This window comes from Micromonospora sp. GCM10011542 (assembly GCF_042650685.1).
Taxonomy (GTDB): Bacteria; Actinomycetota; Actinomycetes; order Mycobacteriales; family Micromonosporaceae; genus Micromonospora.
In genome coordinates this window covers 111467-131486 of record NZ_JBHSBO010000014.1, presented here as the reverse complement: position 1 = coordinate 131486, position 20020 = coordinate 111467, and the positions used below count along the sequence as shown (strand labels likewise).

11 protein-coding genes are annotated in these 20020 nt (G+C 73.7%); 3 read left to right on the top strand and 8 right to left on the bottom strand.

Going from position 1 to position 20020, the window contains the following annotated elements; genetic code table 11:
- The first annotated feature begins 10 nt into the window (after positions 1-10).
- Positions 11-1252, top strand: coding sequence for a hypothetical protein (locus ACFOW4_RS04390; protein WP_377524671.1), 1242 nt, complete (start codon positions 11-13; stop codon positions 1250-1252).
- Positions 1253-1521: 269 nt separating this feature from the next.
- Here the strand turns inward: ACFOW4_RS04390 and ACFOW4_RS04385 are convergent, their stop codons facing one another.
- Positions 1522-1713 (bottom strand): DUF397 domain-containing protein, encoded by a 192-nt coding sequence (locus tag ACFOW4_RS04385; protein ID WP_377524668.1) that lies wholly within the window; start codon positions 1711-1713, stop codon positions 1522-1524.
- Positions 1704-2471 carry a Scr1 family TA system antitoxin-like transcriptional regulator gene (locus ACFOW4_RS04380; RefSeq protein ID WP_377524666.1) on the bottom strand — a complete coding sequence of 256 codons (768 nt, stop codon included), beginning with the start codon at positions 2469-2471 and terminating at the stop codon, positions 1704-1706. The genes ACFOW4_RS04385 and ACFOW4_RS04380 overlap by 10 nt, the downstream gene beginning before the upstream one ends.
- A gap of 268 nt (positions 2472-2739) precedes the next feature.
- Between ACFOW4_RS04380 and ACFOW4_RS04375 the strand changes: the two genes are divergently transcribed.
- Both ACFOW4_RS04375 and ACFOW4_RS04370 read left to right on the top strand, forming a co-directional pair.
- Positions 2740-3021: a hypothetical protein gene (locus ACFOW4_RS04375; protein ID WP_377524663.1), complete on the top strand. Its 282-nt coding sequence runs from the start codon at positions 2740-2742 to the stop codon at positions 3019-3021.
- Positions 3018-3305: a flavin reductase gene (locus tag ACFOW4_RS04370; protein ID WP_377524661.1), complete on the top strand. Its 288-nt coding sequence runs from the start codon at positions 3018-3020 to the stop codon at positions 3303-3305. Before ACFOW4_RS04375 ends, ACFOW4_RS04370 begins: the two co-directional genes overlap by 4 nt.
- Before the next feature lie 43 nt (positions 3306-3348).
- On the opposite strand, the gene ACFOW4_RS04365 is transcribed toward ACFOW4_RS04370, so the two are convergent.
- The 6 genes from ACFOW4_RS04365 to ACFOW4_RS04340 form a co-directional block, all read right to left on the bottom strand.
- Positions 3349-4416: an aromatic acid exporter family protein gene (locus ACFOW4_RS04365; RefSeq protein ID WP_377524658.1), complete on the bottom strand. Its 1068-nt coding sequence runs from the start codon at positions 4414-4416 to the stop codon at positions 3349-3351.
- 275 nt (positions 4417-4691) lie between these two features.
- Positions 4692-10256 carry an amino acid adenylation domain-containing protein gene (locus ACFOW4_RS04360; RefSeq protein WP_377524656.1) on the bottom strand — a complete coding sequence of 1855 codons (5565 nt, stop codon included), beginning with the start codon at positions 10254-10256 and terminating at the stop codon, positions 4692-4694.
- Positions 10253-13375, bottom strand: a complete 3123-nt coding sequence (locus ACFOW4_RS04355) for an amino acid adenylation domain-containing protein (RefSeq protein ID WP_377524653.1) — start codon at positions 13373-13375, stop codon at positions 10253-10255. The genes ACFOW4_RS04360 and ACFOW4_RS04355 overlap by 4 nt, the downstream gene beginning before the upstream one ends.
- On the bottom strand, positions 13372-13560 hold the full coding sequence (locus ACFOW4_RS04350) for an MbtH family protein (RefSeq protein ID WP_377524651.1): 189 nt from the start codon (positions 13558-13560) through the stop codon (positions 13372-13374). Before ACFOW4_RS04350 ends, ACFOW4_RS04355 begins: the two co-directional genes overlap by 4 nt.
- Positions 13560-14513, bottom strand: a complete 954-nt coding sequence (locus ACFOW4_RS04345; RefSeq protein ID WP_377524649.1) for a TauD/TfdA family dioxygenase — start codon at positions 14511-14513, stop codon at positions 13560-13562. Before ACFOW4_RS04345 ends, ACFOW4_RS04350 begins: the two co-directional genes overlap by 1 nt.
- Before the next feature lie 26 nt (positions 14514-14539).
- Positions 14540-20008, bottom strand: coding sequence for an SDR family NAD(P)-dependent oxidoreductase (locus tag ACFOW4_RS04340; RefSeq protein ID WP_377524646.1), 5469 nt, complete (start codon positions 20006-20008; stop codon positions 14540-14542).
- Between the last annotated feature and the right edge of the window lie 12 nt (positions 20009-20020).

The following is a 20020-nucleotide window of genomic DNA, read 5'->3' as shown; positions in this document are numbered from 1 at the left end:
CAGTGGGGGCATGACGACCGACCTGCACGGGCCGCTGTCCAGGTACGCCGAGAACCTGCACGCCGAGATCGGCGCCGCGCACCACGTCGCCTCCCCGCTCGGTGCCTGGCTGCTGTTGGCGCTCTGCGCTCCGGCCGCGAACGATCGGGCGACGGCCGAGGCGCTGGAGCAGGTGCTCGGCGTCGACGCGGCCACCGCCGTCGAGACGGCCCGGGCGCTGCTGGAGACGCCGCACCCGCTGGTGCCGGCCGCCACGGCGGTCTGGCACCAGGCGGCGCGGGACATCGGTGGGCTGGCCGGTTGGCGCGGTGCGCTGCCCGCGACCACGGAGGTGGGCGAACTGCCGGACCAGGCCGGGTTGGACGCCTGGGCCCGCGAGCACACCCTCGGCATGATCGAGCGGTTCCCGCTGCGGGTCGGGCCGGACGTGGCGCTGGCCCTGGCGAGCGCCCTGGCCACCCGGATCTCCTGGGCCGACCCGTTCGAGGTGGCCGACGCAGACGCGCTGGGGTCAGGCAGCGCCTGGGCCGGTGGGCTGCGCCGGGTGTTGCGCAGCCCGCGCCACGGGCACCGGTGCGCCATCGTGACGACCGCGCGGGCCGGCGACGTGATCGTGCACGCCGCGCCGGCCCAGCCGGTCAAGGACGCCGGTGGGGAAGCGGGACTGGTGGTCGTCTCGGTGGCCGCCGCATCGCAGGTGCCCCCGGCCGACGTGATGGCCGCCGCGTACGAGCTGAGCTCCGGCGCGGCCGACGGCGCGGAACCGGCCGGCCGCCGTTCGCTGTTCGACCTGGCGCTCACCGACACCCCGCTGTGGACGCTGCGCGAGGAGAAGGTCCGGACCCGGGCCCGCGACGGTCGCGAGGAGCGGCACGACGCGGTGCTGCCCTGTTGGTCCGCCCGCAGCGAGCACGACCTGACCCCAGCGGCGCTGGGCTTTTCGGTCGCCTCGGATGCCCTGGCGGCGGCGCTCGGTGAGTCGAGCCTCGGCTTCCAGGCGCGGCAGGCGGCGCTGGCCCGGTTCGGCCGGTACGGCTTCGAGGCCGCTGCGGTGACCGGGCTGTTCGAGTTGACCAGCCTGCCGCCGGAGGGCGTCGCCCGGACCGCCGAGCTGCGCTTCGGCAACCCCTACGCGGTGGTGGCGGTCGCCACGGACAGCCGCGCCGACGGCGCGACCGGGCCGTGGCACGGGGTACCGGTCTTCTCCGCCTGGATCACCGAGCCGGAGGAGCTGCCGGACGCGGACGTCTGAGGCTCGATCAACTCGGCTTCGTGGAGTCGGGGCATCCGAGCGTGCCGGGCACCCCGACTTCACGGAGGCCGAGTCGATCACCGGCCGGCGAGGCGTGCTAGGCCATGACGGACGTCCGGCGCCGTTCCGCGGCCAGCAACGGCTCACCCAGCAGGAGGGCCACGATGGCGAGGGTCATCCGAGCAGAACGAGGGCGGCAATCACCATGGGCTGACTGCCCGCGTACGGGAAGAGCAGCGGCCCAGCCCGCCCCCGTCCGGCAGGTGAGGTCAGGGCCGCTCGGCGACCTGCGCGACGAACGCACGCCACGCCGCCGGACCGAAGGCGAGCGTGCCGCCGTCGCGGTTCTTGGTGTCGCGGACCAGGACGACGCCGGGGAGATTGGCCGCGACCTCCACGCAGTCGCCGCCGTTGCCGCCGCTCTTCGTGCTCTTGCGCCAGCGTGCGCCGGTCACGTCCATGATGCTGCCGCCTCTTTCAGCAGGTCCAGGGATCGACCCCGGGGAAGAGCCTCACCCCGTATGCGTTCCCACCGTCGCTCGAGCGTAGCAATGTCCGACGCCTGATCGATGATCTGCGCGCGCGCCTGACTGTCCACATGCGCCACGCGCGTCCCGTCCGGCAATTCTGCCAGCGTGAAAGGCCCATCGAGCCCCGGATACGTCGCCGTGTCGCGCGGTACGACGTGCAGCTGGACGCTAGGCAGCTCAGCACAGATCACGAGGTGGGCAAGTTGCTCGGCCATGAGTGCCCGGTCTCCGGCGGCCGGACGACGAATGATTCCCTCGTCCAGGACTGCGACGAAGAGCGGCCCACGTTCACGGGTCAGAATCGCCTGCCGGTCAATGCGAGCGGAGACGAACTCGTCGACCTCGTCCGACGTCAGCGCCTGACCCCGGAACGTGGCGCGGGCGTACGCCTCGGTCTGGAGCAGGCCCGGGACCCAGGCGAGCTGGAACGCCCGCAGTGCGACCGCCTCGCGCTCGATGTCGACCCACGGTCGAAACCAGACCGGCTCACGGCGGTTGAGCACGTCCGGCCAGAGTTCCGCCACGTCCTTGTGCAGGATCTTCGCCACCTCGGCACGATGCCGGGTCTGCGGGATGCGTCCCGGGTTCGCCCACCGCGCCACCGTCTTGGGGTGCAGACCGACACGATCGGCCAGACTCTCGGCCGTCTCGCACGCCTCGGCGAGCGCCGCGACGAATGCGTGGTTCATGCCCGCGTCCCTTCGGGAGCCAATGGAACGTTCCGAAGAAATCATCTAACGCTGTGTGATTGTCGGGCAACCCTCGGCAGGGTGTTGCGTAGACGGCGCGAGCGGTGGAGGCGACAGCAGCCCGCCGCCCGCGTTCGTAGCGGGGGCCCGGCCGACCCGACGGCGAGCACCGAGGCCGGGCCCCCTTCCCACCAACCGAAGGCAAGGCAAGGGGGAAGCCGTGCCCGACACACCGAGGCCGGGTCGACGGCCGGAACGGGAGGCCGCAGTGACGGAGATCCAGTGCGGAGACGTGCTGCACCTGACCCGCGAGGCGAGCCCGCAGTTCGCCAGGGCGATCACGGTCCGCGTGATCCGCGCACTGGCCGACCGGCACACGTACCAGGGTTGGCTGTGGATCGAGTGCTACGAGCTGGCGCCGCACGGCGAGGCGGTCGCCCGGCGTGAGCTGTACCTGATGGCCGCGGGCGTGCGCTGGCTGGCGTCCGCCCCGCCGGCACCGGTCCGTGGTCACCGCCGTCCGGCCCTGCCTCGGCGGGTGACGGTGTGACCCGCCGCCCCGACCATCTGCCCACCCGACCCACCTGGCGCTGCCAGGCGTGCGGGATCGCCTGGCCCTGCTCGCCGGCGAAGCTGCGCCTGCTCGCCGAGTACCGGAATGACCGAACGGCGCTCCTGATCCACCTCGCGACGCTGCGCGAGGAGGCCGCCGTCCACCTTGCCGCGTTGGGCTCGAGCAGCCCGCCGGCTGACCTGGCCAGGCGCTTCACCGGCTGGGCCTCGGCACGACGACTGCGCGCCCTGACCAGGCTCATGACGCCCGGCACCCCATGACCGGCGGTTACCCAGTTCGCAGTCTGGCGCGGTCATGCCGCCCTCATCCAGGCGTACCACCCACCCGGACAGAATCCTCACCGTTCTGCACTGCGTCCCGTACCTCTCGATTCGCCGATGTCGGGTCGCAGCCGGTAGCTCGAAGCAGGTCGCTGGCGGCGGTGCGCAGTTGGGTCACCACCGCGTCTCCGAATTCGTCGACCCCGCGGGCTCGGGCCCGGCCAGCCTTGTGCACGGCATCGAGGACGGCGTGGCGGGTTCTCTCGGTCGGGCGTCCGGCGCGATGCTCACGGCGCAGCAACTCGACCGCGTCGGCGAGTCGTCCGACGCTGGCAGGCAGGTCGGGGGGAATCGGCTCGTTGTACTGCAACGCCATCGCTGACCGGCGGGCCACTCCTCGGCTGTGTTCAATGACCCGTTCCACGTGCACGGTCGCGCGTGCGAAGCGCTCCACATCCCGGCGGCGCAGCCAACGGGCAGGCGCAAGGCTGACCACCTCCTCGGCGCCGCTGAGTGCCTCATGCATCCGATCGAGATCGGGTCCCATGCCGCGGAGCGCGTCCAACGCTCCCACCGCCCGCCGCTGATCGCCTGTTGCCAGCGCCGCGGAAACCTGCCTCAGCTGACCGGCGAGGCACTCGAAGATGGGGGCTGCGTCACGGTCGAGGATCCGCATCGGGTTCAGCGGCAACAGCAACGCGACCACCACGAGGCCCACGACACCGCCGACCGTCGCTTCGACGATCCGGGGCCATTCGAGGTCTTTCTGAGCCGGCGCAAGGGTCGCGAGGAGCACCGCCGTACCGCCAGCCTGGCCAACGGCGGCCCCGCTGCGTCCGAACAGCAACAACGTGGCGAGGATGGCGCAGCCGACGATGAGTCCGGTCTGCCAGAACCCGGTGCCCAGGAAGGTCAGCAGGAAGTCGGTGGTGGCGATGCCGAGTCCGACTCCGAGCAGCAGTTCGACCGTGCGGTGGGCACGCTGGCCGAGCGCGGCGACGATCGTGCCCACCGCGGCGGAAGGGGCGAAGACCGGCGCGGGGTTGCCCAGCACATCGTGTCCGATCGACCAGGCCAGAGCCGCGGCGAGTCCGGCCTGCACCGAGATCACCAGGGCGGCTTCCAGCTGAGTCAGCCGCAACCGTCCCGCCCGGCCACCACGAACCCGAACCCGAGCAGCACTTGCCTTCACACGTTCGACATCACGGTCACGCCGTGACCGGCTGACGCCGGGCCGGCGGCGACCATCGGGATTCACCGAGCACTCGTACCATGCCGCAGCCCAGCAGGTCCGGCCAATCCTCAAGATGATCCATCCCACCGCCGGGGAACGCGGTCGGCGGTGCCGCCGCGGTGCCGCTGGGCAGCGCGACGGCACCGCACCCGTCACACCCCCACCGGCACACGCTCCTCCTCGCGCTGCGCGGCGCGGGCCGCCAGTCGGCGTTCCCGCTCCTGCGCGCCGATCAGGTCGTCGGGCAGGGAGTCGGGCACCTCCAGGTCGAAGCGGCGCAGCAGCCGGATCGCGAACCCGCCCAGGGTGATCAGGACCAGCGCCGCGCCGAAGCAGACGTACGCGAAGCCGATGCCGCGCCCCGCGCCGGTGCCGATCACGGCGCCCACCGACCCGGCCAGTGCGCCGTCCGGGGCGAGCAGCGGCTCGAACAGGGCGGTGGCGGCCGGGGCGAGCAACGCGAAGCCGATCGGCAGGGTCGACCAGGAGATGGTCTGGTTGAGGCTGAACACCCGGCCGTGGAAGCGCTGCGGCACCTTGACCTGCACGATGGTGGCGTAGATCGACTGCGCCGTGGTCATCGACAGGGCCAGCCAGAAGACGCCGACGCAGATCATCGCTACCGACGCGTCCAGGCCGACCAGCACGCAGCCGAGGGCGGTGCCGAGGTTGCCGATGAGCACCCCGATCATGCGTCGGTGTCGGGGCCCGCCCCACACCGACATGAGCACGCCGCCGGCCACCGCGCCGAGCGCCTCGGCGAGCGCCACCTGGGCCACCTGCGTCGCCGAGCCGAAGGAGAGCACCAACGGGGTGGTGAGCACCAGCGCCGGGGCCAGGAAGATGTTGCCCAGCGCGAAGTAGCCGAGCATCAGCCGGAAGCCCCGGTGCTGCCACGAGTAGCGCAGGCCGTTGGCGATGGCCACCAGCAGCCGCTCCCGGGGCCGCCAGCCGAGCAGGTCGGGGAAACGGACCACGGCCAGGGTCACCACCGCGACCAAATAGCTGGCCACGTCCAGCAGCAGGATGCCCTTGAGGTCGATGGCGGCCAGCAGGCCGGCCGCGAAGACCGGCATCAGCAGCATGGCGAAGCCGCTGGAGAGCTGGGTGATGCCCATCGCGTGCCCGAGGTAGCGCTTCGGCACGAGCTGCGGCACCGCCGACTGGAACGCGATCCGCTGGAACGACCCGGCCACCTGACTCAGCGCCACCAGCGCGTAGATGTGCCAGAGCGCGAGGCTCCCGCTCCACAGCAGGGCGGCGAGCACCAGCTGGATCGAGCCGGCGCTGCAACTGGCGATCATCATGATCTTCCGGCGGCTGACCCGGTCGGTGATCGCTCCGGCGACCGGGAGCATCAGCACGCCGCAGACCAGCGCGAGTGCCCAGAGCAGCCCCAGGTCGGCCACCGAGCCGGTACGGGTGAACAGCCAGATCGGCAGCGCGAACGCGGTCAGCGCCGAGCCGGTGGTGGAGACCAACTGCCCGGCGGTGACCGCCACGAACCGGGCCATGCTGGGCCGGACCGTCGGCTGCTCAGGCCGGTCGGCGGCCCCGGTCCCCCGGGTGTCGGCCACCGCCCAGCCCGCGTCCTCGCCCCGCGCCTGCGGCGCCAGCGGGGAGACGTCGCCGGCGGCCAGCGCCGGATGCACCTGGGTGACGATCTCGGCCAGCTCCTGCGCCCGGTACTTGAGGAAGAAGTGCCCGGCCTGGTCCAGCACGACCAGCGCCAGCCGGTCGCTGAGGAACTGCCACTCCGCGTACCGCTCGGCGTGGTAGTCGGTGACCGGGTCCTCCGACCCCACCACCGAGATGATCGGGGTACGCAGCTTCGCCGCCTGCCGGTCGAGCAGGCCGGTGAAGTACTCCTCGGAGGCCCGGGAGTCGGCCCGCATGTTGCTGATGATCCGGTCGGCCTGCTCCGGGTCCAGCTCGTCGGTGTCCACGCCCATCGACTTCAGCCAGCTCGCGTAGTGCCGGTTGCTGCGCAGCTTCTCCAGCCGGGTCCGTACCGCCGCGAACAGCCCCTTGGGACGCGCGAACGGGAACATCGCGCCGATGTAGAGCGCGGTCAGCTCCCGACCGGCGGCCTCGACCTTGCGGGCCACCTCGGCGACGATCGCGCTGCCCACCCCGCAGTGCCCGTACAGGGCGAGCGGGCCCTCGACGCGTTCCAGGATCTCCTCGGCGACCCGGGCGGTCAGCTCGTCGAAGGGCAGCGCGTCCTCGCTGAGCCCCACGTCGTGCCCGGGGATCGCGAGGGACCAGAGCGCGTGCCCGGCCGGCAGCGCGTCCGCGAGCGGTTGGTAGACGATGGCGCTGCCGCCGCCGTAGGGCACGCAGACGTAGCTGATCTTCCGCTTGGCCGCCGGGATCGGCTTGGTCAGCTCGTAGAGCAGCCGGCGCGGCCCGCCGCCGTCGCCATCGCCGGACATGAAGGTGGCCAGGTCGCGGATGGTGCGCTGCTGGAACAGGTCCATCACGCCGACCGCGCGCCCGCCGTGCTCGGTCTTGCGGATGCGGGCCACCACCTGGGTGGCGAGCATCGAGTGCCCGCCGAGGTCGAAGAAGTCGTCGTCGATGCCGAGCGTGTCCACGCCCAGCACCTCGGACCAGATCCCGGCGAGCAGCCGCTCGGTGTCGTCGCGCGGCTCGACCAGCGCCACCGACGCGGCGCGGGTGAGCACCGGCGCGGGCAGCGCCCTGCGGTCCAGCTTGCCGTTGGGGGTCAGCGGCAGGTCGTCCAGGGTGACGAACGCCGCCGGCACCATGTACTCGGGCAGGGTCTCCTTCAGCGCCGCCTTGACCACGTCGTGCTCCGCCGCGCCCACCAGGTACGCGGTGAGCCGCTTGTCGCCGGGGGTGTCCTCGCGGACCAGCACCACCGCCTCGGTCACCCCGGGCTGGGCGCGCAACGCGCTCTCGATCTCGCCCAGCTCAATGCGCAGCCCACGCAGCTTCACCTGGTGGTCGATCCGCCCGAGGAATTCCAGCACCCCGCCGGCGTCGCCGCCGGTCGCGCCGCCCGGCGCGGAGTCGAGCCAGTCGTCCGGCCCCACCGGTACGCCGGGCGCCACCCGCCAGCGGGCCAGGTCGCCGGTGCGGTACAGCCGGGCACCCGGCTCGGCGGAGAACGGGTCGGGGACGAACCGCTCGGCGGTCAGCGCCGGCCGGTGGTGGTAGCCGCGGGCCAGTCCGACCCCGCCGATGTGCAGCTCGCCGGCGACGCCGACCGGGCAGGGGTTGCCCCGGGCGTCGAGCACGTGCAGTCGCAGGTTGCTGATCGGCGCGCCGATCGGCACGCTGGCCAGCCCGTCGAGCAGCGCCGGGTCGCACGCCCAGGCGCTGACGTCGATGGCGGCTTCGGTCGGGCCGTACAGGTTGTGCAGCCCGCACCACGGCAGCCGGGCGGTGAAGTCGCGCGCGGCTGCCAGCGGCAGTTCCTCCCCCGAGCAGATCACCCGACGCAGCGCGGTGGCCGCCTCCACACCGTCCTCGGCGAGGAACACGGTGAGCATGGACGGCACGAAGTGGGCGGTGGTGACCCGCTCGGCGACCAGCAGGTCGCGCAGGTAGCCGGCGTCCTTGTGGCCGCCCGGCTCGGCCAGCACCAGCCGCGCGCCCGCGCGCAGCGGCCAGAAGAACTCCCAGACCGACACGTCGAAGCTGGCCGGGGTCTTCTGCAGCACCGCGTCGTCGGCGCCGAGGCGGTAGGTGCGCTGCATCCAGTCGAGGCGGTTGACGATGCCCCGGTGGGTGTTCGGCACGCCCTTGGGCCGGCCGGTGGAGCCGGAGGTGTAGATGACGTACGCCAGGTTGTCCGCGGTGGCGACCGGCGTCGGGTCGGTCGCCGGCTGGTCGGCCCAGACCCGCTCGTCGTCGAGGGCCAGCACGGTCGCGCCGGTCGTCGGCAGCACGTCGCGCAGGTGCTCCTGCACGAGCACCACCGGGGCCTCCGCGTCGGTGACCATGAAGGCCAGTCGGTCCGCCGGGTACTCCGGGTCCAGCGGCAGGTACGCGCCGCCGGCCTTGAGCACGCCGAGCAGGCCGGCGACCAGCTCCACCGAGCGTTCCGCGCAGACCCCGACCAGGGTCTCCGGGCCGACCCCGGCGGCGCGCAGCCGGTGCGCCACCCGGTTCGCGGCGGTGTTCAGCTCGGCGTACGTCACCGAGTGGCCGTCGAACCGCAGCGCCACCGCGTCCGGGGTACGGGCGGCCCGCTGCTCGATGGGCGCGTGCAGGGTCTGCTGCTCCGGGAAGTCGGCGGTGGTGTCGTTCCAACCGGCCAGCAGCGCCTGCTCGGCGGGGGCGAGCAGGTCCAGCGTGGAGACCGGCGCGTCCGGGGTGGCGACCACGGCACGCAGCAGGGTGGTGAGGCGGTCCGCCATCCGCACGACGGTGGCCCGGGTGAACAGGTCGGTGTTGAAGACCAGCTTGCCCCAGAGCCCGTCGCCGGTCTCGACGGCGTGCAACTCGAAGTCGAAGCGGGTGGCCCGCAACTCCATCGGGTGCCACTCGAAGCCGACCCCGTCGTCGTCGGCGACCCCCGCGAACCGGCCCATCTCGTAGTTCTGCAACACGAACATCGCCTGGAACACCGGCGAGCGGCTGACATCGCGGGGCAGGCCCAGCTCGTGCACCACCCGGGCGAACGGCATCTCGGCGTGCTCCAGGCCGTCCAGCACCGCCCGCCGGGTGCGCTGGAGCAGCTCGGTGAAGCTCGGGTCGCCGGTCAGCTCGGCGCGCAACGGCAGCATGTTGACGAACATGCCGACCACGTTCTCCAGCTCCGGCGCGGACCGGCCGGCCACCGAGGCGCCCACCGCGAAGTCGTCCTGCCCGGTGTGCCGGGCCAGGAACACCTGGTACGCGGCGAGCAGCGTCATGAACAGGGTGCCGCCGTACGAGCGGGTCAGCGCGGCCAGCCCGTCGGTGCCCGCCCGGTCCAGCGTGAACTCGACGAAGTCGCCCCGGTAGGTCTGGGTGGCCGGGCGGGGCCGGTCCAGCGGCAGCTCCAGCGGGGTGATCCCGGCCAGCCGTTGCTTCCACCAGTCGAGGTGCCGGCGGGCGGTCGGCCCGGCCAGCTCACGCGCCTCCCAGACCGCGAAGTCGCCGTACTGCACCGGCAGGGCCGGCAGCTCCCGGTCGCGGTAGCGGGCGATCAGGTCACGCAGCAGCACGTCCACCGACCAGCCGTCGCCGACGATGTGGTGCTGACCGAGGAAGAGCACGTGCTCGGTCGGCGCCAGCCGGATCAGCAGGGCCCGCAGCAGCGGCCCGGTTGCCAGGTCGAACGGCTCGGCGGCGGCGGCGTCGACCAGCGCCTGCGCGGCGGTCTCGTCGGCGGCGTCCACCACGGTCAGCGGCACCTCGACGGTGTCGTCGAGCACCACGGTGGGCCGGCCGTCCGAGTCGGCCGGAAACCGGGTACGCAGCGACTCGTGCCGGGCGGTCAGGTCGGCCAGCGCGCGTCGCAGCGCCGCCACATCCAGCGGGCCGCGCACCCGCAGTGGCACCGCGATGTGGTACGCCGCCTCGCCCGGGGCGAGCTGGTCCATGAACCAGACCCGCTCCTGGGCGTACGACAGCGGCACCTCGGCGTCGGGCGGGCGGGGGGTGATCCGCGCGGCCGGAGTGGCGCCCGTTCGGCGGCGCAGCCGTTGCGCGATCAGCGCCTGCCGGGCGGCGTCGCGGGCCGGGTCCTTCACGTCGGTCATGAGCCGGTGTCCTTCTCCGCCGCGAGCAGCGCGGCGACCTCGGTTTCGGAGAGCTGGTCCAGTTCGGCGGCGATCCGCTGCTCGATCTGGGCGGCCAGGTCGGCCACCACCGGGCTGCTGAACAGCGCCCGCATCGGCAGTTCCACGTCCACCTCGGCACGGATGCGGGCCATCGCCCGCATGCCGCGCAGCGAGTTGCCGCCGAGGGCGAAGAAGTCGTCCAGCGCGCCGACCTTCTCCCGTTGCAGGATGTCGGCGTACACCTCGGCGACCAGCGCCTCGGCGTCGGTGCGCGGGGCGACGAAGCCGTCGCCGGTCGCGGCGGCGGCCGGGGCCGGCAGCGCGGCGGTGTCCAGCTTGCCGTTGGGGGTCAGCGGCAGCGCGTCCAGCCGGACGAACGCGCTCGGGACCAGGTGCGCGGGCAGGTCGCGGGCCAGCTCTGCGGCGAGGACCGTGGCCTCGGCGCGGCCGACCACGTAGGCGACCAGGGTCGGCTCGCCACTGTCGGTGCGGACCACGACCGCGGCGGCGTCCACGTCGGACCGGGCGCGCAGTACCGACTCGATCTCGCCCAGTTCGACGCGCATGCCCCGGACCTTGACCTGGCTGTCCCGGCGGCCCAGGTATTCCAGGGTCCCGTCGGGCCGCCAGCGGGCCAGGTCCCCGGTGCGGTACATCCGCTCCCCGGGCGTCCCGTACGCACACGGCAGGAACCGCTCGGCGGTCAGCGCCGGCCGGCGCAGGTAGCCCCGGGCCAGTTGGGTGCCGGCGACGTACAGCTCGCCGACCACGCCCGGCGGCACCGGGTTCAGCGCCGCGTCGAGCAGGTGGACGCGGGTGTTCCAGGTGGGCCGGCCGATCGGCACCGGCCCGGCGGGCAGCTCCCGGCCACCGGCGATCCGGGCGGCGACGCAGCCGACGGTCGCCTCGGTCGGGCCGTACTCGTTGGTCACCGCCACCTCCGGGTGCGCGGCCCGCCAGTCGGCCAGTTGCTCACCGGTCAGCGCCTCTCCGCCGATCACCAGGTCGGTGGTGGGCGACAGTGCGTCGTCGAGCAGCGGCAGGTGGCTGGGGGTGACCTTGAGGAAGCTCGGCCGGCCGCCGTCGCGCGCGGCCGGCGTGTCGATGCCGGCCAGCCGGACCGTGCCGCCGGCGGTGAGCGGGCCGAGCAGGCCGGTCACGGTCAGGTCGAACGACACCGGCGAGTGCAGCAGCGCCGTGCCGGCCAGCCCCGGGTAGGTGTCCCGGGCCCAGGCCAGGTATGCGGTCACCGCGCGGTGCTCGACCAGCACGCCCTTTGGACGACCGGTGGAGCCGGAGGTGTAGAGCAGGTACGCCGGGTGCTCCGGGCGCAGCGGGGACCGCCGGTCGGCGTCGGTCAGGTCGGCGTCGTCCTCCTCGGCGGCGGTCGTGGCGTCGAGCACCAGCGCGCCGGCCGGGGCCAGGGCAGCGGTCTCCAAAGCGGTCAGCACCAGCGCCGGCTCCGCGTCGGCGAGTAGCCAGCCGATGCGGTTCGCCGGGTGGCCGGCGTCCACCGGCAGGTACGCGGCACCGGCCTTGAGTACCGCGAGGATCGCCACCACGAGCTGCGTCGAGCGGGGCAGCAGCAGCGCCACCCGGCTCTCCGGGGCCGCGCCGCGACGCACCAGCAGCCGCGCCAGCCGGTTGGCCCGCGCGGTCAGCTCGGCATAGCTGAGCTGTTCACCGTCACAGATTAGGGCGACCGCGTCCGGAGTGACGGCGGCCTGCCGCTGCACCTCGGCGACCAGGGTGGACGGGGTCAGCTCGCGCCCGGTGTCGGTCCAGGTGTGCAGGACGAGGGCCCGCTCGGCGTCGTCGAGCAGGGGCAGCGCGGACAGCCGCGTACCCGGCTCGGCGACGGCCGCGGTGAGCAGCCGCACGTAGCGGGCGACGACCGTCTCGGCAGTGGCGCGGTCGAACAGGTCGGTGCGGTAGACCAGTCGGCTGGTGCCGGCGGTGATGTCGAAGGCCAGGTCGTCCTTGGTGGTGCCCAGCGGCACCGGGTCCAGGCCGGAGTCGGGGATGAAGTTCAGCGCGGTCTGGAAGACCGGCTGCACCGACGGGTCGCGCTGCGGGGCGACCGCCTCCACGATCCGCTGGAACGGCGTCTGTCCGTGTTCCATCGCGTCGACCAGGCCGGTGCGTACCCGGCCGAGCAGCTCGGCGAAACTCGGGTCGCCGGTCAGGTCGCAGCGCAGCGCGACCGGGTTGACGAACATGCCGATCAGCGGCGTCAGCTCGGCGGTGTCCCGACCGGCCGTCGAGACACCGACCACCACGTCCTCGTCGCCGGAGATCCGCGACAGCAGCGCCGCGAAACCGGCCAGCAGCACCATGTACGGGGTGGCGGACGCGCCGGCGGCGAGCTGCCCGACCCGCTCCAGCAGCCCGTCGGGCAGGTCGAAGCGCACCTCGTCGCCGGCGAAGCCGAGCTGGGCGGGGCGCGGCCGGTCCAGCCGCAGGCCGGTCACCGGCGGCGCACCGGCCAGGTGCGCCCGCCAGAAGGCGAGCTGTCGGTCCAGCTCGGCGCCGGTGAGCTGGTCGCGTTGCCAGACGGCGAAGTCGGCGTACTGGATGGGCAGCTCGGGCACCTCGGCCGACGCGCCGGTCAGCGCGGCCCGGGTGAACGCGCCCAGCTCGGCTGCGAAGAGCACCGCCGAGTGGCTGTCGAATACCGCGTGGTGCACCACGAAGTGCAGCACGAGCTGGTCGTCGGCGAGCCGGACCAGCCGGGCCCGCCACGGCGGCGGGGCGTCCAGCGGGATCGGGGTACGGGCCAGCTCGGCCAGCGCCTCGTCGTTGCGGCGCTCCCGCTCGTCGGCGGGCAGGTCGGACAGGTCGAGCACGGGCAGGTCCAGCGGCTCGGCGGCCCGGACCACCTGCACCAGCGCGCCGTCGGCCATCCGCAGGTGGGTGCGCAGCGACTCGTGCCGGGCCACCACCTGCGCCAGCACCTCGACGGCCTGCGCCGTCGTCATGCCGGTCGGGAACCGCCACGGCGTGGAGACGTTGTAGACCGGCGAGCCGGGGTCGAGCTGGTTGGCCGTCCACACCCGCTCCTGGGCGAAGGACGCCGGGAAGGTCCACTCCCGGGTCATGAGGCGGCCTCGCGTACCGAGTGCGGACGCATGTCGGTCCAGACCTCGTCGATGTGCGCCAGGCACTCCTCGCGGGTGCCGGCGAAGCCGGTGTCGTGCCACCCCGCCGGAAGGTCCCGCTCGGCCGACCAGATCGAGTACTGCTCCTCGTCGTTGCGTACGACCAGGAATCGGGGTTCGGCCATCACTGCTCTCCTGCGGTGTCGGGGGTGTGCGGCTCGGCCATCGCGACGGCGATCTTCCGGGGGCCGGTGAACGGCTCCCGCCCGTGCGCGGCGGTCATGTTGTCCACCACCAGCACGTCGTCGCGCTGGTAGTCGAAGCGGACGGTGGCGGCCCGGTACGCGGACCGCAGGTGCTCCAGCACGTCGGCGGGGATCTCGCCGCCGTCGCCGTAGTAGGTGTTCGACGGCAGACCGTCGGCGCCGAACATGGCCAGCAGCCCCTCCTGGAGGTCCTTGGCCAGGCTGCTCACGTGGAAGAAGGTGGCGTGGTTGAACCAGCGCGGGGTGTCCGAGCCGGGCCGGTGGTGCACCGCGTCGCGGACCGCCCGGGTGCGCAGCCCGTCCCTGCCGACCCACTCCAGGGTGATCCGGTTCGCCGCCGCATACCCCTCGACCTCGGCCCGGTCATCGGTGCCGAACACGTGCTGCCAGGTGGCGCCGAAGTCGGAGTGGAAGTTGCGGACCAACATCCAGCGCCGCCGGACGAACTCCTCCCGTACCGCCGGGTCGATCTCGCGGTAGACGCGGCGGACGTCGGCCAGCGGGGTCGCGCCGAGCGTCTGCGGCGCCGTGATGCAGTAGAAGAACAGCGTCAGCGGCCAACGGGCCTGGTACGAGTTCTCGTTGTGCAGGAAGATCTCCTCGTCCGGTGGGTAGTCGGTCGAGGTGTACACCCGGCCCTTGATGGCGTGCCGCGGTGAGGACCGCTCGGTGTAGGTCAGCGGCTCCCCGGACAGCGCCCGGACCACCCGGTCGAAGCCGTCCACCCCGCCCACGTCGAAGCCGCGGAACAGCAGCCCGCCCTGCTCGGCGAGGGTCGCCCGCAGCTCGGCGCGGCGCTCGGTGATCAGCTCGGTCAGCGCCCGGCCGTCGGATTCGACGACCACGGGCAGTGTCGCGATCGTGTCGCTCATGGCTCTCTACTCCTGGTTTCTCGTCGTCACGCGCGGGGCAGCCGCGGGATGGCCGGGATCGACGCCGCCGGCTCGTCGGTGTCGGCCGCGGCGGCCCGCAGTTCCTCGATCCGGGCGGCCAGCCCGGCCACGGTGGGGGTCTCGAAGAGGCTGCGCATCGGCAGCCGCACCCCGGTCGCCTTGCGCATGGCCGCGATCAACTGGACCGCGACCAGGGAGTTGCCGCCGAGGGCGAAGAAGTCGTCGTCGACGCCCACCTCGGGCACCCCGAGTGCGTCCTGCCAGACCCGCGCGATGGCCTGTTCCAGCTCGGTGCCCGGCGCGACGGTGTCGGCTCCCGCCTGGGTGACGGGCTCGTCCCCGGCCAGGTTGTCGGCGGTGACCCGGCCGGCGCGGTGCCGGATGTCGTCGACCGTCCGGGTGGCGATTACCACCTGTGCGCCGAGGCCGGCGGTGAGGCTGCGGCGGAACGCCTCGGCACCGTCCACCGGCCGGATGTCCTCGGTGGACGCTGCCGACGCCGGGTCGGTGCCCTCGGCCGGGGCGGCGGTCAGGCCACCGGTGACCGCGCCCTGGTCGACCCGGCGCAGCACGAAGTCGCTGATCGCGACCAGTTCCCGGCCGTCCGGGTCGCGCAGCGACAGGTCGGCGGCGATTACCTCCTCGGTGTCACCGGCCCGGTGTCGCAACCGGCTGGTGAACCGGGCCGGCAGCGGCCCGCGCACCACGATCCGGCCGTAGGACAGCGGCAGGTAGGTGCCGCTGCCCTGGCCCCGGCCGAACGCGGTCGCCACGTCCAGCAGCGCCGGGTGCAGGCCCCAGGCGGGCAGGTCGCCGTCCGCCGCGGCGGGCGCCTCGACGACCGCCAACTCCTCGCCGTCGGCCAGGTGGTGCTCGCGCAGCGCTGCCCAGCGCGGCCCGAAGGTGAGCATGCTGGTGCGGCCCCGTCCGAACGACGCGTCGTCGTCGACCCGGCGCCCCACGGGGGTGGCTGGGTTGGCCGCCGGTGCCGGCTCGTCGGTCCAGCCCGCGCCGCCGCGCACGTGGGTACGCAGACGGCCGCCGGCCAGGCTCCGCACCGCGAACTCGGTGCCTCCGTCGTCGGCCCCGGTCAGCTCCACCCGGTACTGGGCCACGGTGCCGTCGGGCACCGCGAACGGCTCCAGGAAGACCACATCGCGCAGCTCCACCGCCGCGGCCGGGCCGGGCGCGGGCAGCGCGGCGGCCACCGCGGCCCGGACCGACTCCAGGTGGGCGGTGCCCGGCACCACCGGCACGCCGCCGATCCGGTGCTCGTCGAGCAGCCAGTGGGTGGCCGCCGAGACCAGCCCGTGCAGCACGGTGCCGTCCGGCCCGATGACCTTCGTGGTGAGCACCGGGTGGTCGACCGCCGTGGTGACGGTGTCCCGGCCGGCCGCCCGGAAGCCGGCCGGTACGGCGGTCTCCACGGCCATGCCCACCTCGGCCCAGCCGCCCCAGTTCTGCGACAGCACCGGCGCCCGCCAGCCCGCGCCGGAGCGGGCGTGCGCGTCGAGGAACGCGTTGGCGGCGCAGTAGTCGACCTGGCCGAAACCACCGACCACGGCGGTGATCGACGAGCAGAGCACCACGAAGTCCAGCGGCAGGTCGCCGAAGACCTGGGCGAGAGCGAGGGTGCCGGCGAGCTTCGGGGCGAGCACCCGCTCGGCCTCGGTCCGCTCCTTGACCTCCGCCATGCCCCCGCCGGGCAGGCCGGCCGCGTGCACGATGCCGTTGATGCCGCCGTACGCGGCCTGCGCGGCGTCCCGGACCCGGCGCAGGTCGGCCGGATCGGTGACGTCGGCGGCGAGCACCAGCACCTCGGCGCCGGCAGCCTCCATCCGGCGGATCGCCGCGATGGCCCGCCCGGCCCGGTCGTGGCCCTGCACGGCGAGGTGGTCGTCCCACCGTTCGCGCTCCGGCAGGCCGGAGCGGGCCAGCAGCACCAGCTTCGCCCGGACCCGGGTGGCGATGTCCTCGGCCAGGGTGATGCCGATGCCGCCGAGACCACCGGTGATCACGTATCGGCCGCCGTCGCGCAACGCGCCCGCCTCCCCCTCGGCGTCCACGGTCACCTGCTCGTAGCCGGGCAGCCAGCGCCGCCGCCCGCGCAGGGCCACCTCGGCGCGCCCCGGGTCGCGGGGGCGACGCAGCTCGGCGACCAGGGCGGCGACGTCGTCGTCGGCCGGGTCGGCGTCGACCAGCCGGACGGCCAGCCCGGGCAACTCGGCCGGCAGCACCCGCACCAGCCCCGCGAGGGTGGCGTGCTCCGGGCGGCGCAGGTCGTCGCCGCGCACGTCGCCGACCCCGGTGGTCACCAGGTCCAGGGCGAGGCCGCTCTCCTCGCCGGTCAGGCCGGCGCCGGCGAGCGCCTGCACCAGGTGCAGGGCGCTGAAGAAGCCCTGGTCCTGGGCGGCCCACGCGGCTGTGATGTCGGTGCCGGCCGGCGTGCCGTCCAGGGTGAACGCGTGCACCAGCCGGGCCGGCGGCCCGTCGGCGGTGAGCGCGGCGACCAGGTCGTCGTGGTCGGCGCGTACGCCGGGGCGCAGCCGGTAGCCGTCCTCGGTCGCGGCGAAGGAGTCGCCGGGGCGTACCACGATCGGATCGGCACCGGCGGCCCGCAGGCCGGCGACCAGCGCGTCGCCGCGCGGGCCCACGGTCAGCACCAGGCAGCGGCCCAGCGGCGCGGCGGCCGGCGCCGGCGCGGCCTGCTGCCAGACCGGCACCGCGAACCACTGCGGCAGCGGTCGCGGCCCGGTCTCGACCGGCGCGGCGGCGAGCGGCTGCTCCGGGTCGGGGTCGATCCAGTAGCGGCGGCGCTCGAAGGGGTACGTGGGCAGCGGCACCCGCCGGGCCGTCGGGTCGGCGTCGAAGCGCACCGGCAGGCCGGCGCACCAGAGCGCGGCGCCCGCGCCGAGCAGGGTGGCCAGGTCACCGGTGCTCTCCCCGGGGCCGGGCAGGCTGCCCAGCGGGGTCAGCGTCCGCTGCTCCGGCCCGGCCTTGGCGACCTGCATCCGGGCCAGGTTGGCCAACTGCCGGCCGGGGCCGCATTCGAGAAGGTGCCAGGTGCCCGCACCGAGCAGGGTCGCCACGCAGTCGCCGAAGCGCACCGGCTGGCGCAGGTGCGCCGCCCAGTACGCCGGGTCGGTGGCCTGCTCCGCGGTGATCCAGGTGCCGGTGACGTTGGACAGGAACGGGATCGTCGGCGGGCGCAGCGTGACCGTGCCCATCAGCGCGGTGAACTCGGCCAGGATCGGTTCCATCATCGGCGAGTGGAAGGCGTGCGAGGTGCGCAGCAGCTTGCTCTTGCCCTTGAGCGTGGCGGCGAACGCCTCGACGGCGGCGGTTTCGCCGGCCACCACGCAGGTCCCCGGCCCGTTGACGGTGGCCACGGCCAGCCCCTCGGGCAGCATCCCCGCGACCACCGACTCGTCCAGTGCGACGGCCAGCATCGAGCCGGTCGGCACGGACTGCATGAGCCGGCCCCGGGCGGCGACGACCCGCAGCGCGTCGGGCAGGCTCAGCACCCCGGCGAGGGTCGCGGCGACGTACTCGCCGATGGAGTGGCCGATCATCGCGGCCGGTCGCACCCCGGCGGCCCGCCAGAGCACGGCCAGGGCGTACTCGACGGTGAACAGGGCCGGTTGGGTGTAGCGGGTCTCGGTGAGCTTCTCCCCCGCTGCCGGGTCCCGGCCGAGGATCAGGTCGCGCAGGTCCAGGCCCAGCTCGGGGCGGAGCAGCTCGGCGCACTCGTCGACGACGGCGGCGAAGCGGGGCTGCTCGGCGTAGAGCTGTGCGCCCATGCCGGCGTACTGGGCGCCCTGCCCGGAGAACAGCAAAGCTACTGCTGTCGGGGCGGGACTGTCGGTCAATGGTTGCGGTCCGCGCTTCGGTGCACGGAGGGCAGCGACCGCGTCGGCGAGGTCGGTGGCGACCACGGCGCGGCGGTGCGGGTACGCGCGGCGGCCGACGCGCAGGGTGTGCGCGATGTCGGCCAGGTACGCCGGCCCCGCGTCGACCGCGCCGTCGAGATGGTCGGCGAGGCGCCGCACCGCCGTGTCCAGCGCCGTGGGAGTGGCCGCGGAGACCTGGAGCAGGTACGCCGGGCGGACCCGACGATCGTCGGAGTACGCCGCCGGCGCCTCCTCGAGCACCACGTGCGCGTTGGTGCCGCCGATGCCGAAGGAGCTGACCCCGGCCCGGCGCGGCCCGCCGTCGGTGTCCCACTTGGTGAGGGTGTTCGCCACGTAGAACGGGGTGTCGGCGAACTCGACCGCCGGGTTCGGTGTCTCGTAGTTGATCGTCGGCGGGATCAGGCCGTGCTCCAACGCCAGCACCGTCTTGATGACGCTGACGATGCCGGAGGGCTGGCTGAGGTGGCCGATGTTCGACTTCACCGAGCCGATGCCGCACCAGCCCCGCTCGTCGGTGTCCTTGGTGTAGACCGCGGAGAGCGCGGCCACCTCGATCGGGTCGCCCATCGCGGTGCCGGTGCCGTGCGCCTCGACGTAGCTGATGGTGCGCGGGTCGACGTCGGCCATGGCCACGGCCTGGGCGACCGCCGCCATCTGCCCGTCGACGCTCGGCGCGGTGAAGCCGACCTTGCCGGCGCCGTCGTTGTTGATCGCGTTGCCGAGCACCACGGCGCGTACGGTGTCGCCGTCGGCGATCGCGTCGGAGAGCCGCTTGAGCAGGGTCACCCCGACTCCGCTGCCCCACACCGTGCCGTTCGCGGCGGCGTCGAACGGGCGGCACCGGCCGTCGGGGGACGTGAAGCCCTCCATGCCCAGGTAGCCGACGTGCGGCAGCTCGATGTTCACCCCGCCGGCCAGGGCCATGTCGCACTCGCCGTTGCGCAGCGCCTCGCAGGCCAGGTGGAACGCGACCAGCGAGGTCGAGCAGGCGGTGTGCACGGTCATGCTGGGTCCGCGCAGGTCCAGCCGGTACGACACGTTGGTGGCCACGTAGTTCGGCGAGTTGCCGGTGGCGATGGAGACGGCGGTGTGCGGGTTGCCGCCGGCCCGCTGGTTGCGCAGCACGTTGCGGTGCAGGTACGTGTTGCCGCCGGTGCCGGCGTACACGCCGATGGCGCCGTCGTAGCGCGACGGGTCGTAGCCGGCGTCCTCCAGCGCGGTGTGGCAGGTCTCCAGGAACAGCCGGTGCTGCGGGTCGGTCAGCTCCGCCTCCCGGTTGGTCATCCCGAACAGCGCGGCGTCGAACTCGTCGTAGCCGTCGACCAGCGGGGCGCGGCTGACCCAGCCCGGATCGTCGACCTCGTTGACGGTGGCGCCCCGGGCCAGCTGCTCCTCCCGGGTCAGCTCGGTGACCGACTCCACCCCGTCAACCAGGTTGCGCCAGAACTCGTGCACGTCGGCGGCGCCGGGTAGGCGCGCGGCCAGGCCGACGATCGCGATCGGTTCGATGCCCTCGTCGGCCAGGTCGGTGGCGTCGTCGGGGCGTGTGGTCGGGTTGCTCATCAGGCTGTCCTT